This window comes from Sphingobacterium yanglingense, from assembly GCF_004363245.1.
Lineage (GTDB): Bacteria > Bacteroidota > Bacteroidia > Sphingobacteriales > Sphingobacteriaceae > Sphingobacterium > Sphingobacterium yanglingense.
Genome location: NZ_SNYV01000011.1, coordinates 1,100,897 through 1,115,887, shown reverse-complemented (window position 1 = coordinate 1,115,887; position 14,991 = coordinate 1,100,897). Strand labels below are relative to the sequence as shown.

General features: G+C 41.1%; 13 protein-coding genes. 7 read left to right on the top strand and 6 right to left on the bottom strand.

What is annotated here, in order from left to right; genetic code table 11:
- The first annotated feature begins 81 nt into the window (after positions 1 to 81).
- Positions 82 to 714 carry a YciE/YciF ferroxidase family protein gene (locus CLV99_RS07090; RefSeq protein ID WP_133583774.1) on the top strand — a complete coding sequence of 211 codons (633 nt, stop codon included), beginning with the start codon at positions 82 to 84 and terminating at the stop codon, positions 712 to 714.
- A 91-nt stretch (positions 715 to 805) separates the two neighbouring features.
- Here CLV99_RS07090 and CLV99_RS07085 read toward each other — a convergent pair whose 3' ends face one another.
- The gene (locus CLV99_RS07085; protein WP_133583773.1) at positions 806 to 1,915 is read right to left on the bottom strand and encodes a PAS domain-containing sensor histidine kinase; all 1,110 of its coding nucleotides are present in this window, start codon (positions 1,913 to 1,915) and stop codon (positions 806 to 808) included.
- Between the two features lie 130 nt (positions 1,916 to 2,045).
- A complete protein-coding gene (locus CLV99_RS07080; protein ID WP_133583772.1) occupies positions 2,046 to 4,277 on the bottom strand; it encodes an ATP-binding protein in 2,232 nt (743 codons plus the stop codon).
- Positions 4,278 to 4,463: 186 nt separating this feature from the next.
- On the opposite strand from CLV99_RS07080, the gene CLV99_RS07075 reads away from it, so the two are divergent.
- The 6 genes from CLV99_RS07075 (at position 4,464) to CLV99_RS07055 (ending at position 9,514) form a co-directional block, all read left to right on the top strand.
- Positions 4,464 to 4,727, top strand: coding sequence for a hypothetical protein (locus CLV99_RS07075; RefSeq protein WP_133583771.1), 264 nt, complete (start codon positions 4,464 to 4,466; stop codon positions 4,725 to 4,727).
- A 145-nt stretch (positions 4,728 to 4,872) separates the two neighbouring features.
- Positions 4,873 to 5,136 carry a hypothetical protein gene (locus tag CLV99_RS07070; RefSeq protein WP_133583770.1) on the top strand — a complete coding sequence of 88 codons (264 nt, stop codon included), beginning with the start codon at positions 4,873 to 4,875 and terminating at the stop codon, positions 5,134 to 5,136.
- A gap of 188 nt (positions 5,137 to 5,324) precedes the next feature.
- Positions 5,325 to 7,559, top strand: coding sequence for a glycosyltransferase (locus tag CLV99_RS07065; RefSeq protein WP_133583769.1), 2,235 nt, complete (start codon positions 5,325 to 5,327; stop codon positions 7,557 to 7,559).
- Positions 7,560 to 7,826: 267 nt separating this feature from the next.
- Positions 7,827 to 7,949 (top strand): hypothetical protein, encoded by a 123-nt coding sequence (locus CLV99_RS23470; RefSeq protein WP_262708273.1) that lies wholly within the window; start codon positions 7,827 to 7,829, stop codon positions 7,947 to 7,949.
- A gap of 48 nt (positions 7,950 to 7,997) precedes the next feature.
- The gene (locus CLV99_RS07060; RefSeq protein ID WP_133583768.1) at positions 7,998 to 9,059 is read left to right on the top strand and encodes a fatty acid desaturase family protein; all 1,062 of its coding nucleotides are present in this window, start codon (positions 7,998 to 8,000) and stop codon (positions 9,057 to 9,059) included.
- 86 nt (positions 9,060 to 9,145) lie between these two features.
- Positions 9,146 to 9,514, top strand: coding sequence for a response regulator (locus CLV99_RS07055; protein ID WP_133583767.1), 369 nt, complete (start codon positions 9,146 to 9,148; stop codon positions 9,512 to 9,514).
- Between the two features lie 5 nt (positions 9,515 to 9,519).
- Here the strand turns inward: CLV99_RS07055 and CLV99_RS07050 are convergent, their stop codons facing one another.
- The 4 genes from CLV99_RS07050 to CLV99_RS07040 all read right to left on the bottom strand — a co-directional run bounded on the left by CLV99_RS07050 (position 9,520) and on the right by CLV99_RS07040 (position 14,943).
- On the bottom strand, positions 9,520 to 11,415 hold the full coding sequence (locus tag CLV99_RS07050; protein ID WP_133583766.1) for a PAS domain S-box protein: 1,896 nt from the start codon (positions 11,413 to 11,415) through the stop codon (positions 9,520 to 9,522).
- A 317-nt stretch (positions 11,416 to 11,732) separates the two neighbouring features.
- A complete protein-coding gene (locus CLV99_RS07045) occupies positions 11,733 to 13,859 on the bottom strand; it encodes a catalase (RefSeq protein WP_133583765.1) in 2,127 nt (708 codons plus the stop codon).
- Positions 13,860 to 14,162: 303 nt separating this feature from the next.
- Positions 14,163 to 14,324 carry a hypothetical protein gene (locus CLV99_RS23165; protein WP_162850044.1) on the bottom strand — a complete coding sequence of 54 codons (162 nt, stop codon included), beginning with the start codon at positions 14,322 to 14,324 and terminating at the stop codon, positions 14,163 to 14,165.
- Position 14,325: 1 nt separating this feature from the next.
- Positions 14,326 to 14,943 carry a hypothetical protein gene (locus tag CLV99_RS07040; RefSeq protein WP_133583764.1) on the bottom strand — a complete coding sequence of 206 codons (618 nt, stop codon included), beginning with the start codon at positions 14,941 to 14,943 and terminating at the stop codon, positions 14,326 to 14,328.
- Positions 14,944 to 14,991: the final 48 nt, after the last annotated feature.

Sequence of the window (14,991 nt, the reverse complement as noted above, 5' to 3'; positions counted from 1 at the left end):
TGATTCGACCGGCTCAACGCTAAGGCCAACTAGGTGTTCTCTAAGTAATGATAAGTGTTAAAAAATTAAACATCGAGAACTATGGCTACGACAACAAAGACCCCAACAAAAAACCAAACAAAGGTTTCGACAAGCGATTCGGCCACAGAGGCTAAAGCGAAGACTGCATCAACAAGTGCAACATCAGCTGTAAAGGCAGCAGGGCAAAAGGAAAAGGCTAAATCAGGCGCTGCAAAGAACCTAAAGGATTTATTTGAAGATGGACTGAAGGATATATTCTGGGCGGAGAAAGAATTGCTGAAAGCATTGCCAAAAATGGAGAAAAATGCAACTTCTGAACGGTTGAAAAAAGCCATTACACAGCATATCCAAGAAACAGAAATGCATGTACAGCGATTGGAACAATGCTTTGAAAGTATGGGGCAAAAGGCGAAAGCAGAGAAATGCGATGCCATGGCCGGTCTGATAGAAGAGGGAAAGAGTATCATGGAGGAAACCGAGGTGGGGGCTGTTCGCGACGCCGGCATCATTGCAGCTGCACAGAAGGTAGAGCATTACGAAATAGCGACCTATGGTACGCTAGCTGCATTTGCAAAGGTATTGGAGCTCGAAAAAGCATTGAAACTATTGCTGCAGACATTGAAAGAAGAGAAGAAGTGCGATGAGCTGCTAACTGGTTTGGCAGATACTAATCTGAATTCAAAAGCAGAATAACGTACAACCCCTATAGGTCACCTGATATTCGCTTCTATTTTTGTTTTACGCAGTACATTAAAAAGAAGAATCGAAGGTGGCCTATTTTTGTTTATTTTTCAAAAGTGGTTATCCCCGGATCACTGAAAAAGAGACGCACTAAGGTACCTTTGCCTTCTTTGCTGGAGATATCAATTGTTCCACCATAACGTTCGATAAGACGCCGGGTTAGACACAGGCCAATACCGCTTCCTCGGTGCTCTATTGTGTTGCTGCCCCGCTTGTGGCTGCAGAATATGTCGTCCCAGTCCTTTTCAGGGATACCAATCCCATTATCCCTAATAAAATAAACTACCCCTCGATCAATTTGTTCGCTGTAGATTTCTACGTATGGGTACGGTATAGTCGTGCTGTATTTGACAGCGTTGCCAATGACATTGCTGAAAATCTGATAAATAGCCCCGAGGTCACCATAAATAGGCAATAGTCGCCCAGTGGTTATCTTACCTCCAAATGTTGGATGAAGCAATTTGACTTCTTCGCACCAAGTGGGGATATGAGCGGTCAGGTCATTTATGTTTGGCGTATTTGCAATAGATCTTGCGGCACTTAATTTCAAACTCTGGTTAATTATATTCTCGATGTTAGTGAGGGCCTGGGATATCATGGTATACCATTGGAGATAACTGGTGCAGGAGTCATCTTTTTGTTGCTTTAGGTAAGAAATTCCCATTTTGGCTATGGACAAAGGATTTTTGATATCATGTGAGAGCGTATAAGTCAATGTCTCAAGATCGTTGTTAAAAGATAGATGCTCGTTTTGTAATAGGAGCTGATGAGCTGTTAATTTACGCTGGGTTACGTCTATGGCTGTGTGAAGTATGGCATAGGTATTGCCAGCGTGGTCTAGGAGTGCCTTGTATTCAAAGTCAAAGTAACGTATATGCTTTTCGTTACCTTCTACAATCACAGCAGGCGTATCGCTCGCCCGGTAGGTGATGCCACTAACCCATACTTTGTTAAGTATACTGGCAAACCCCTCTTTTTCAAAGCCTGGAAATACGTCTGCAAACCCTCTTCCTATGATGTCGGGACCGACACACCACATTCTATACATAGCCTCGTTTACATAAGCGATGCGTAAATTGGAATTGTCGTAAATAGCGGTTGCTAAGGGCATGTGCTCCAAAACCAGCAAAAAATCCAGATCAATATGTTTCATAGCTTAATGTTAGGGGTACATGTATTGTATATAAGACACAAATCATGCCAATGCCAAGGTGTTTGTTTTGGTTTTTTTGGTATAAAGTTGTTGAAAATGAAAATGTTGTCCTTTTTTGTTCGACTGACGATCACCCTTTTGCTAAACGAGGACGAATGGACGGTTTTGAGTTCATTAAGGGCTCGCCTACATTAGCTTTAAACTTCAGTATGAATATAGTTTCACACCCTAATACACTCTTTACTGCCAATTGCGCTCCGAGACGGTCGGCGATACGCTTGGCAATAGAAAGCCCTATGCCTGCTCCTTCAAATGCTGCTGCATTGCTCGTCCGTTTGAAGATTTCGAATATGGTATCCAGCTCGTCTGCCGGAATACCGATACCATTGTCAATGATATGGTACACGATATGTCCGTGTGCTTTGTGGCTCTCTATATGGACCTTGGGACTTTGCTTTTTACTGCTGTATTTGATGGCATTGGTCAACACATTCGAAAATAACTGATAGGCTAGGTTCTTTTCACCTAAGAAAGGGTGGAGCGTACCGATTTTAATATCCATAGCGGCATTGGGATAGGCTTTCTTACCGTCTGCAATGATTTTATGTATCAATACCTCAGGATCGACGATACGCGGGGTAAAGTCAAAGCTCTTGGATTTTGAAAACTCAGAAATCCGATGGATCATACTGGACATGAGTTCGACGGCATCAAGTACATTGCCACTTATTTTTTTTAGAAAATCGTCAGGAAGATTGTTTCGCTGTTGGATGATCTGGGCAGCTAGTTTGATTGCCGAAAGTGGGTTTTTGAGGTCATGGCTCAGGGTATAGCTATAGGTATCGAGCGTGCTGTTCAGTTCGACGAGCTTTTCGTTGAGTACCTGGATTTCGGACATGCGTTTCATAACTGCGTCCTGCACGGTATACTTTACTCTGCGCATAAATAAAAGCTCTCGCTTTTTCCAGGAAGGGGATTGCCCTTGTACGGTGCGTTTCCAGGCTTCAAAAGAGGTGCGGGGGGAAGGGTAGTTCAGCCCGGTACTCGTGTCATAGCGGTAGTGTTTTTCGGGATTGCCTGCCCAGGTTTCTTCTGCCTCGATTGCTTTTCGGAACCAATAGAGGGTGAGCTTTGGGATATTTAGGATATCGACCTTCGCTACGCCCGGAAATAAGTAGCCCTGTGGACTGTCTACTTGTAGCTGCTGATAGGCAGCCAGTTCTTTTGTGCCGCGTAGACTAATGACCTGCTGTATGTTTTCGAAATGTTCCCGATTCGGACATGAGCCATAGCGGTAAGTGCCTTCTGGGTGCTTGATGATAAGGCCATCTGCACCTGCCATATCGCACAAAGGACCTGCATGGTCGCGTAAGACGGCGAGGATGTCGGGATTTACGAGTAGTGTTTCTTTGAGATCTGATTCAAGGGTTTTGATGCGCTTGTTGTACTGTAGATCTAAGTTACGTTGATAGGCTAAATGCCTGTTTACGGTGTATTGGACAAGGAATACGCAGAGGTGACGTTGTCCTAGGTCTATCATTCTAGGGATGCGGTGCTGGCAGGCAACCAGTCCCCACAGATGTCCGTCTACCAAAATGGAAAAGCTGGCACTGGCCGCTACATCTGCATTACGTAGGTACTGCAAGTGTATTGGTGATAGGGCACGTATGCTACATCGTCCGAGGTCGAGCGCATCGATATCCCGGCCTAGAATCGCATAGGTATCGGCATTGACGTCTACGGTATGTCTCGCAATAAACTGGCTATACAACTGTCGGGCCTGTGCCGGAATATCAGATTCGGGATAGCGATAATCTAATAACGAAGACATATCATCGGCAGTTTTCTCTGCAATCACCTGACCGCTGCCATCATCCATGAATTTGTAGATCATGACGCGGTCAAAACCAATAACGTGATAGATGCTCTCACACAGGGCAAACCAAAGGTTTTCTGTCGCTGCGTCTAGATAACGGGCATGGGAGTATAATTTGGTGCTGCTCGGCTTGGAGGGATTGCACTGCTCAAACTCCAGGTACAATAGGCCTCCTCGTTGATGTATACTGAGATAGAAGAGGGTGCCTTGGATGGTAACTTCGGATACTTCTCGGAATAAGGGATCTTTTTCAAATAAAGAAAAGAGTTGCTTGACATCAAACGGGGAGATGGATAGCTTGTCCAAGCAAGAAGATAGTGCGCATCCCAAAAGCTCTTGGGCAGAGAGGCGCAGCCACTGTACTACGTTTTCACTTGCTGCAGTGCAGGAGAGGTCCGAATCAAATACCAATAAAAAACCAAACTCTTGAATTCGACCACAAAGATGAATCGGTTCATCTTCACAGCGCAATGATACTTTATCCATAATGAGACCTTCAAGAGTTAAATATAGTCTATTTTATTTACTTTTCAAAGGAACGTGCATTGACGTAAGTCAACAATGAATAGCGCCCTTTTACTATTGTACTGTTAAAATATTCTGCAAAAAACTAAAATGAATGAACTCTTTTTACGTTGAGTTGTTCTTAAAGCAACAATTAAGCTGATAAATATGATAAAGAAACGTGTTAGAGACCTCTTGGTCAACCTTAAAATGGAAGGATATGATATCCTTAAAGCCTATGTTGGAGCACGGGATTCAGAAACATACTGGCTTCCGGAAAAAGCAGATAGTCTGCAGGATTATATGTTACATTGCAAAGTAATAGGCTCGGAAGATGCGCCGCTGTTGCTCATAGATGACGTTTTACAGGCTGAGGTGCCCGCAAGACGTTTTAATGGTATTGTACGCTATGACGGCAAATGTGTAAGATAGCAAGGTCGGATAGTAGCGTATTAGTACGGTAAAAGGAGGGGAGACTACCCCTTTCTTTGTTTGAGGACAACGTTTTGGCAGGTCGACTGTATATACCTACAGTAACGCATAATGGGTTGCTTTCAAAATTATAAAAACGGAGATCATGGTAAATTTAGAAAACAAAAAAATAGAAGAAGGTCAAATGACCAAAGCAATAGAAAGCAAAACGGCACAAGTACCTTCCAAAGTATATCTGTGTACAGCATTGACTGCCATGGCGGCTTCACTAACGCTCAAATGTATGGGGCATAAACATACTGCACTTTTTGTAGGGCAATGGGTAGCCCCCTTTCTGTTGTTTGGTATTTATAATAAGATTGTAAAGACTCAAGGGCACGATCAGGAAACAGGAGCTAAAGAGCATTGAAAGAAGGGACCCTGAAAATAGATGGATTGGATAGCAAAGCAGAGTCTAGTTATCAATAGTCGAGCTCTGTTTATACTTATGCTATTGTTCGTTTATTAATTGGTATCTTTACATACCCTTCAACATGCACGCCTTGTAACGGATATAAGACCTCAGTATGCAAGGACCTTTCATTTAATTATAAAATAATGACACCCAAAAAGAATAGAGTGGTAGCTTTCCTCTCTACTTTCCCCCCTCGTGCTTGTGGAATAGCTACCTATACTACGGATTTAATGCAAGCTATTGATGATAAGTTTGATGCTTCATATGAATTGCTAGCTATACCAATCGAAAATGATGATAGACACTATTCGTACCCTTTTGAAGCTTGGTATCGATTGAAGTTGTGGCAGGTCGGTTCTTTTGAATGCTTATCAAAAATGCTAAATACCTCGTCCAATATAGATGTTCTGTGTATACAGCATGAATTTGGACTCTTTGAAAAAAAGGAAACTGCATTTCTTTCTTTTCTGGCACGGCTAAATGTAACAATAGTAATAACTTTTCACACGGTATTACCCCACCCTGAAAAATGGTTTGCGGAGAAAGTATCCATGATAGCAGATAAGTGTGAAAAGATAATTGTGATGACGCAGAATGCTGCAGACATTTTAAAAGATGATTATCGTATCGAGGCTCATAAAATCCGGGTTATACCGCATGGAACCCATTTGGCACCAGCAAGTAATAAGCCTGCTCTGCTCGATGAGTTGGCACTGACAGAGAGGAAAGTGCTAAGTACGTTTGGATTGTTGGGGCCAGGAAAGAGTATTGAAACTACGCTGCTAGCTTTGCCTAGTATAATAGAAAAAACACCAAACGTTATTTTTCTGATCATCGGTGTGACACATCCTAATCTGATATTGCAGGAAGGAGAAGCGTATAGGGATATGTTGAAGGGAATGGTGAAAAAGCAGGATATGGGGGAGTATGTACGTTTCGTAGATAAATTTCTTTCGACAGAGGAACTGATTGATTATCTGTTAGTCACGGATGTGTACCTATTTACTTCAAACAATCCATTACAGGCCGTAAGCGGTACATTTGCTTATGCGCTTAGTTCAGGGTGCCCCATCGTATCTACGCCTATACCTCACGTTCTTGAGGTGTTGGATAAAGATATGGGAATTATCATAGACTTTGCTGCGCCTGATCAATTGGCAGATGCTGTAAATGAAATTCTGGCGGATGAGTCACGCTTAGATCGAATACGGCATGTCAATCTTCAAAAGACCTTGCCTACCTCATGGCAGAATAGTGCCATAGCACACGTCAATTTATTTGAAGAATTATTGGGCGAAAAGATGACGGGTCTCGTGTATTCACTTCCAAAAATTAACCTTTCACATGTCTATCGCATGACGACAGACAGAGGCTTTATCCAATTTGCACAAGGAAGTAGACCGGACATTGGAAGTGGTTATACACTGGACGATAATGCGAGAGCGCTCATTGCGATGCTCCATCATTACCAAAAATACCCAAAAGAGCAGAATCTGTCTTATATAGAAAAGTATCTGGACTTTATTGCGTATTGCATGCTTAGAAACGGTACATTTCTGAATTATGTGGATAAAGAAGGGGTATTCACCTCACAAAATCGAGATGAAAATTTGGAGGACGCTAACGGCCGTGCTATCTGGGCATTGGGAGAAATAATCGGAATGAGTGGAATACTGCCCAAAAGTCTTGTGGAAAAAGCTACATCCCTCATCAATCAGGCATCTGAGAACCTGTTGCAATATCATTCTACCCGGGCTATGGCTTTTATCATCAAAGGGTTGGGACTTCTAAAGGAAGATAGTCATCAAAAGATGATAGAAACGCTGGCGGATCGTCTGTGCGCAATGTTTGAGCACGAGAGTACACCCAATTGGCAATGGTATGAGAGTTATCTTACTTATGCAAACAGTGTTATACCAGAAGCCTTGCTTTGTGCTTATTTAAAGACGGGACGGGCTATCTATAAGGTGGTGGCTTATCGATCTTTTGATTTTCTGCTGAGCAGGATAATGATAAACGGAAAAATACATGTTGTTTCAAATCAGGGATGGATACGCAGAGGACAGCGATCAAACGAACCTCAAGGTGGTGAGCAACCTATAGATGTAGCTTATACTATTATCGCTCTGGACAGTTTTTATAAAGAAAGCCAGGATATTATATACAAGCAATTCTTGATACAAGCATTTGAGTGGTTTTTAGGAAGAAATCATCTTGGGCAGATTATGTACAATCCGGTAACGGGCGGGTGTTTTGACGGACTTGAAAAAGAGACAATAAATATCAATCAGGGAGCGGAATCTACATTGAGTTATTTGTTGGCCAGGCTAACACGGGAAGAATATACTGCTATGCCATCTACAAAGACGGTTCTTTGAAAAAAAATATTCCATTGAATATCAAATAAATAATGGTATATTTACAATAGCGGCCTGCACATTACTTAACCCATTAGCAGACTTACCCTTTACATTAGATGAACGCTTCTTACGATGGAAGTTGACAATTATAAATTCAACCCATTTTTATATCCAGTTTGTCCAATCCTTTAATTAAAATATTAGCCCAACAATTTGACGCCCCTTTATAGTTTAATAATGGGATGCTGTTGGGCCACGATAGTGTCAATCATAAAATTATACATCATGAGTAAAGAACAGAAGAAAACGAAAAGTACAAAAGAAAAGAAGCAGTCTTCTTATCAACAGGATAAAGATTCAACATCTAAAGATACTCCTACGAGTGTATTTAGTAAAAAGAAAAAATAGACAAAACGATGGGGACAATAACAATGTCCCCATTCTAATATTAAAATAATGAAATCACCAATAAAATTTAGTAATGTAGACACATCTTTTTCAAAATCGCTCAGACGTAAAGTGAACGGTTACTTTACAGCGAGTGGAAAGTCAAGGACTGGCGATTGGAGGATATTTCTGAAAGCGGTTATCTTATTAATGTCGATGGCTGTATTATACACCCTATTGCTCACTGTACAACCTTATTGGCCTATTAGTATACTGCTGTGTATTATTCTGGGGGTCAACATTGCTGCGATAGGATTTAATATCATGCATGATGCAGGACACAATTCGTTCGCTAAAAAAGCAAGCGTTAATAACTTGTTTTCCTACACGCTGAATCTAGTTGGAGGAAATATCTATCTCTGGAAGCTGAAGCATAATATAGCACACCATACCTATACAAATATTGAAGGAGAGGACCATGATATCGAAATCAAGTTTATGCGTATTCATCAAGATCAAAAGTTGAAGAAACACCATAAATTCCAACGCTTTTACTTCGTGTTCCTATATGGGATATCCTATCTAGCGTGGGTTTTCTTCCAGGATTATGAAAAATACTTCCGCCAAAGACTAGGCCGGAAATCGGAGAAGTTTAAAATGCCAATTAGAGAGAAGATTATATTTTGGACAAGTAAAATGGTACATCTGTCGTTGTTTGTCGTCATACCCATAATCTTCGTTGGGCTAGGACCAGCTTTGCTGGGGCTTTTGATAGCAGGGGGAGTGTGTGGTATTTGTCTGGCTGTAGTATTCCAGCTCGCACATGTCGTGGAAGGAGTAGACGTGGCTACAGTAAAAGAAGGTCAAATAGAGGACGAATGGATGGTACATCAGTTGAGGTCTACCGCCAATTTTGCTATCGGTGATAAGGTGTTGACATGGCTGTTGGGCGGCTTGAATTTTCAAGTTGAGCATCATTTATTTCCGCGCATCAGCCACGTGCACTATCCGGCTATTAATAAAATCGTAAAAGATACGTGTAAGGAGTTTGAAGTGAAATATGTAGAGTTCAAGACGTTTGGGAGTGCTTTTAAGTCGCATCTCCTAGCGATAAAGAGAATGTCTATATAGAGATATTGGGATGTTGTACAATAGCTTCTTACATTAATAATTGATTATATTTCGTAAACTTTACAAAGTTATATACCGCTAAAATTATGGATAGCAAAACTGTGTTGCTTTTTGACGATGACATTCAGATTTTAGAGGTTTGTACGATGATATTGGAATTTGCAGGGTATACCGTCGTCACTTCTGCTAATGTAGTCGATGTTGTAGCGCAAGTAACAACAGCCAATCCTGATGTTATTATTATGGATAATTGGATACCGGATATTGGCGGGATCAGGGCTACCCAGCTTATTAAACAACATTTGAAACTTGTTAATATTCCGGTGGTATATATTTCTGCCAATAGTAATATAGAAATCCTTTCGAAAGAAGCAGGAGCCGATTGCTTTTTGGCCAAACCCTTTAATATTGATCAATTAGAAAAAGTAATAGGAGAGTTAATTACTAAATGTTAGATGTCTCAGGTCAAATCCGGGACGTTAGTTTTTTTTAGCTCTAAATCGAAATAAAATCTGGCGCCACACCCCTCATGGCTTATTACATGAATACTGCTTCCATGATTTTTTAGAATCTCTGCAACTAGGTATAGACCAATGCCGAATCCAGATATGGTACTTGTGTTTTCTCTATTAATCCTGTAGAATCTTTTGAATAATTTTTTCTGATCTTCTTCCCGTATACCTATACCTTGGTCTATAATGGATATGGTGACTTTATCAGTGTTAGATCTACATTCTATTACGATATCCCCTCCAGCAGGAGAGTACTTGATAGCATTGTTTAGTAAATTTACAAATACTTGTTCTAGCTTGCTTTTGTCGGCAAAGACCCAGATTGCATCACAGCCATCGATTGATATGTCGTGCTTATTCGTTAGAAACTTGGTGTCTACGACTATTTCTTGTAAAAAGGAGGAAAGCTCAAATTCTTCTTTGTAAATATCAATTTTTCCTTCAGCAACTCTAGAAAGGCTTAGATAGTCTTTTACCATCATTATTATTTTTTTTGTCAATGCCTCTATTTTTATCCCAATGTTCAATGCATTGTCATTCTCTTCGGCTTTAAAGCTTTTCAATAGTACTTGAACATACAATAAGATAGAAGTCAGTGGTGTCTTAATTTCGTGGCTTACCATTGTTACGAAATCATGCTTTCGCTTTTCTTCTTGTCTTTTTTCAGTGATGTCACGAGCTATTTTTGAGATACCGAGAATTTTTCCATCCATATCCTGTATAGGAGATATCGTGAGCGAAACATCGATAAGTTTACCCGATTTGGTCAATCGTTTAGTTTCAAAGTGTTCCATAGTTTCGCCTCTTCCTAAGCGAAATAATATATGTTCTTCTTCTTGTCGTTTGTCTTCGGGTACGATCTTGAATATAGAAGTACCGATCATTTCCTGCTCGCTATACCCAAATATGCGCTCGGCGGCGATGTTCCAGGAGGTTATTATTCCATCTACAGTCTTTCCTACAATGGCATCATTTGAAGATCGTATAATAGCAGCTAGACGCTTGTCGGTTTCATGTGCCGTTACGATATCTGTAATATCTAAAACTGTCCCGATAAAACGGGGCAAATTCCCGTTGATAGTATGTATTGCTCCCTGTACGCGTAATGTGCGGGAGGTGCCATCGTCTATTTTGTGAATTTTATGTGTGCTATCAAAATGCCCCTCCTTGCCATTTTCTAGTATTTTTATGCTATGCTTATTATGTACATTTTGGTGGTTGGGAAGTATGTATTGTAAAAATGTTGTTTTTTCTATAATACTTTCTGCTGGTAAACCTAAAATCTCACGTCCTTCATTGGATATATAGATATCGTTGCTGTGTGTATCCCAGTACCAAGTACCCATTTTTGTAGATTGTACAGCGAGTTTCAATCTTGTTTCACTTTCATCAAGCCTTAGGAGCAGATTTGTTTTATAGTTTTTTTCTTTCACGGTATCTGTAACATCCCTTGTAAAACAACGTGTATGAATGAATTTTCCATCCCGCATTAGGGCATTAGTACTGATCAACACATGTTTTGTTGACCCATCTTTGCAGCGTAAGTCGGCAGAATAATTGCGGATAGTTTCATTGCATTTTAGCCGAACGAGGATGTCAAATATAACATTCTTATCGATGTGATAATCCAAAATAGATGAACCTATGTATTCTTCCTTACTATATCCAAGTGTTTCTAATTCAGCAGTGTTGGCCCATGTAATAATACCGTTCTCATCGACCCAATGTATGGGGACCGTCGCATTTTCTAAGCAATCGCCGAGTTCATCGACTTTTTCTCGGAGCCTGTTGTTCTCTAATTTAAGTTGCGCCAGTATGTTGCTCATTGCATTGGTATTTTCCATGTTTATGGGGAGAAAGTTATTATTAAGTATGAAGATACTGAATATTAGTACTGTATGGTGTGTATAAAAGCTCTTTTATTTTTCTACGGGTTGTTGTGTTTTGGTTGATTTGCCCTAAAATGTGAAAACGCATATATCATTAGAATAATGATAAATATTTGCAGCATAGTTTGGATGTGACATGTGTTGCCTGAAGCAAAAAAGGAAAATCGGAGGTAAATAATGTATACGGGATAGAAGATGAATCGTATCGGAATATTAAACGTAAAGTCAGGTAACCTTCCTAGGCTAGGTCACCTGACTAAAGGGGGTTAAATCTAAACGGCTACTTTCCGTTCCTCTTCACGTTCCCATAACCTGTGGCCCTTTAAAACGTTTATAAAACTATCGACCAAATCGCCTTGAGATTCCAATACTATACCTTTGTCTATTCTTTTGTTGGTAATCATCGTGAGCTTTATCAGATTTTCGGCCTGCTTTGCAAATGCAATCGCTTTACAGTGCCTGAATCCTTCGTTTATGAATTGCACGTAGTCTGGTTCCTGCGCCAATAAATGAACAGAATCGCCCCCGGGGGTATAAATAGCATCATAACAAACCGATGCTTCTGTAAGGTAACTATGTTGTATATCCTCCTGGCCTCCTTCTTGATAGGTCAATAGCCCCACTGTAGTGCTGATTAACACAGCCTCAGCCCCCTCTTTTTCCAGCGCTATTTTTAAGTTATCCACACTACTTTTGCTCACACCATTGGCAACTAAAAATGCGACTTTGCGTGTACGGATAGTACCTTGGCCTGGCTTTGTGGCCATACTTAGCGCCGCCGAAAAGGTCACTTCGGGTTGGGGTGCCTTAATGGGGTAGTCGGGATGATTGTGCCGCGCAAATTGCAATGTCAATTCGTCCAAGCTCTTGGAGGGATCTAGCCCCAGATTCTTCCCTACAGCATTTGCAAGTGCGGGATCTATTTGATACAATATTGCTAATTCGCGCTGTCTTACAGCTACTTCGTTTACCTTCGATAGTTCGAAACTGAACGCATTGATGATATGTTTCTGTTCGGGGGCTGTTTGCGATTGAAAGAATAACCTAGCTTGAGTAAAATGATCGGCAAATGAGATACTACGACCTCTTATTTTTTTTGCATCTATTTTTTCATTATGGGATTCAAATCCTTTTTCGCCATTTAATAAGGCATGATAAGGGCAACCACCACCTAAGCTGTTTGGAAAATAGGAGACCTTGCCCTTGAGTATATCCTGTCTTCCAAAGCCATCTTTTTGATTGTTAGATTTTCCTGCGAGGGGTCTATTGATGGGGAGTTCATGAAAGTTGGGACCACCTAATCGATAATTTTGTGTATCTGCATATGAAAACATCCGCCCCTGTAGCAAGGGATCATTGCTAAAGTCTATCCCTGGTACAAGGCGACCGGGGTCGAAAGCGACCTGCTCGGTCTCGGCGAAGAAATTTTCGGGATTTCTATTTAATGTCATAGTACCTATTATCTGGACGGGTACCAATTCCTCAGGGATTAATTTGGTAGGATCTAGGATATCAAAAGAATATTTCTGTTCATCTTCTTCCGGAATCAGTTGTACGCCCAAGTCCCATTGTGGAAAATTACCTTTGTCGATTGCTTCCCAAAGATCTCTCCGATGAAAGTCAGCGTCATATCCCGAAATCTTTTGGGCTTCTTGCCAGGCCACTTGATGTACACCGAGCCGTGGCTTCCAATGGAATTTTACAAATGTCGATTTGCCTTCTTTATTTATGAGTCTGAACGTATGTACGCCAAAACCTTCCATCATCCTAAAAGATCGAGGAATAGCACGGTCTGACATAATCCATAGGGACATGTGTGCAGCTTCGGGCATCAGTGAAATGAAATCCCAGAAAGTATCGTGGGCCGAAGCTGCTTGTGGCATTTCATTGTTTGGTTCGGGCTTAACAGCATGTACCACATCCGGAAAATTCATTGCATCCTGTATGAAAAACACAGGTATATTATTACCCACTAAATCATAATTGCCCTCTTCGGTATAGAACTTGACAGAAAAACCTCGGACATCCCGAGCAAGGTCGGTAGAACCCTTGAACCCCGCTACCGTAGAAAAACGTGTAAATACAGGGGTTTTGGTTCCCATTTTCAAAAAATGTGCTTTTGAATAGGCTGATATATCTGCAGTAACTTCAAATACGCCATGAGCGCCTGAGCCTCTGGCATGCACGACACGTTCCGGAATCCGCTCCCTATCAAAATGAGCTAGCTTGTCCTGATATATAAAATCTTCTAACAGGGAGGGGCCACGTTCGCCCGCTTTCAGCGTATTGTTGTTATCGTGGATATACACACCATCATTGGTGGTCATCCCTTTGCTGTTGTTATCGATAAGGTTCTTATCGATCATTTCAGTCTTTTTGTTAGGGGTTTTGTTGTTCATGTTTAAGGGGGGATGAATAATGTTTCTTAGGAATGATCGTATTTCTGTTTTTTATTAAAGATTTCAAGTATTGGGGTGGGTGCTTGCTTAAAATGGAGGTAATTTAAAAATCCGCTTTCTTTCTGAACAGCTGAAATCAATAATGGTTCGCTTAATCATCTCATAGAAGGAACATTGGTTATTGTATGTCTACACTAAAACTTAAACGCGCTCCTAGAAAAGGAACGCGTTCGGCCGTATAATGAATTCTGGGTACCTATTTACTGCTGTATTTATGACCCGTAGTCAAATTTGGCCTCTTTCCTAGTCCTCATGATTATCGACTTTGTTGGGATTGGGTGGAAGTGGATTGGTATCCTTCTCCGGCCGTTTTCCAGTGCCGCTCTCCACGTCTGTTTTTTTGGGGGGACTTTGCTTGTCTTTGGCTTTATCCTTGGATAAATCGTTGTGTTTTTGTGTTTTCATTTTATTTAATTGTTTTTTGGGGATATAGATTTGCTAATCCTTCGATCAATGCTCTCCATTGGGGAAAGGAAGCCCCCATCTTAGCACCTAAGCCTACCATAAAATTCCTTAAATTGTCCAGGATAGCACTGTTGCTAGTATTGACTACTTCGTTGCGACCTGCATAATGTAACGCAAGGTGGTTTTCTTTTTGTTCTAATAGGATGGATGAACTCGATATCTGTTTAAAAAAATGGGCCGTATCGGTATTGTCGCCACTTGGGTCTGGACTGGGCCTTAGGGTGAGACTGAAACGCCGGGTACCTTCTTTGAATTCTTCACGTATGGCTTCGACCTGCACCCAGTCATAGCCATTGGCAGAGGGAAGGCCCGGGCCAGGGATGTCAATGCGTATATAGTCGCCTTTTTGGACAGAACGCTTCAGATCTAGACCGTGCTCATCCATGACTGCAAATTCAGCAGAGGCCTTACCCGTAATCTGATGCCAATTGTTTACCTGTAGTATCTTGGTTTTGATTTTATCGAACAATTGTTGAGCATCGACAGTAGACGCTGTGTCTATTGTTTCGAAGCAATCTAATGATTTGCCGGTAATCTGTTGAGGAATATGTTGTGCCATGGTATTGCTGTTTTTATGTATAGTATGAACAGTGTTTAGGTCTTTAAA

Bases quoted from the DNA above. Each gene is read 5' to 3' on its own strand.
- CLV99_RS07070 (WP_133583770.1), top strand. From the start codon at position 4,873: ATGGTAAATTTAGAAAACAAAAAAATAGAAGAAGGTCAAATGACCAAA.
- CLV99_RS07055 (WP_133583767.1), top strand. From the start codon at position 9,146: ATGGATAGCAAAACTGTGTTGCTTTTTGACGATGACATTCAGATTTTA.
- CLV99_RS07050 (WP_133583766.1), bottom strand. From the start codon at position 11,415: ATGGAAAATACCAATGCAATGAGCAACATACTGGCGCAACTTAAATTA.
- CLV99_RS07045 (WP_133583765.1), bottom strand. From the start codon at position 13,859: ATGAACAACAAAACCCCTAACAAAAAGACTGAAATGATCGATAAGAAC.
- CLV99_RS07085 (WP_133583773.1), bottom strand. From the start codon at position 1,915: ATGAAACATATTGATCTGGATTTTTTGCTGGTTTTGGAGCACATGCCC.
- CLV99_RS07080 (WP_133583772.1), bottom strand. From the start codon at position 4,277: ATGGATAAAGTATCATTGCGCTGTGAAGATGAACCGATTCATCTTTGT.
- CLV99_RS07040 (WP_133583764.1), bottom strand. From the start codon at position 14,943: ATGGCACAACATATTCCTCAACAGATTACCGGCAAATCATTAGATTGC.
- CLV99_RS07065 (WP_133583769.1), top strand. From the start codon at position 5,325: ATGACACCCAAAAAGAATAGAGTGGTAGCTTTCCTCTCTACTTTCCCC.
- CLV99_RS23165 (WP_162850044.1), bottom strand. From the start codon at position 14,324: ATGAAAACACAAAAACACAACGATTTATCCAAGGATAAAGCCAAAGAC.
- CLV99_RS07090 (WP_133583774.1), top strand. From the start codon at position 82: ATGGCTACGACAACAAAGACCCCAACAAAAAACCAAACAAAGGTTTCG.
- CLV99_RS23470 (WP_262708273.1), top strand. From the start codon at position 7,827: ATGAGTAAAGAACAGAAGAAAACGAAAAGTACAAAAGAAAAGAAGCAG.
- CLV99_RS07075 (WP_133583771.1), top strand. From the start codon at position 4,464: ATGATAAAGAAACGTGTTAGAGACCTCTTGGTCAACCTTAAAATGGAA.
- CLV99_RS07060 (WP_133583768.1), top strand. From the start codon at position 7,998: ATGAAATCACCAATAAAATTTAGTAATGTAGACACATCTTTTTCAAAA.